Here is a 261-nt window from a genome sequence, read left to right as displayed (position 1 = left end):
CTTGACGATTTCCGGGTCGACGTAATTGCGGCGGGTCTTGGCGTAAGGGCCGTTGAAGAAATTGTCCGGCACTTCGACGCCATCCACCTGGGTGAGGACGCGGTCGCCGTCGATGCCACGAATGTTGTAGCCCGCGTTACCCGAGCGCGTACCGGCGCCGCCGACGGAGACGCCGGGTTCGTAGCGCACCAGTTCACGGATGTTGTTGACGTGCTGGCGGTCCAGTTCTGCGCGGTCGTGCACGCTGACGGTGCTCGGTAC

General features: G+C 64.0%; 1 protein-coding gene. It reads right to left on the bottom strand.

What is annotated here, in order from left to right:
• Positions 1-261, bottom strand: a 261-nt coding sequence (locus tag QN399_RS26415; protein ID WP_330201954.1) for a TonB-dependent receptor plug domain-containing protein, incomplete at both ends; no start/stop codon positions are given.

The sequence above is a fragment of the Pseudomonas sp. 10C3 genome (genome assembly GCF_036346185.1).
Taxonomy (GTDB): Bacteria; Pseudomonadota; Gammaproteobacteria; order Pseudomonadales; family Pseudomonadaceae; genus Aquipseudomonas.
The sequence above is the reverse complement of the archived record's forward strand: the minus strand, read 5'-3'. Positions and strand labels throughout refer to the sequence as shown.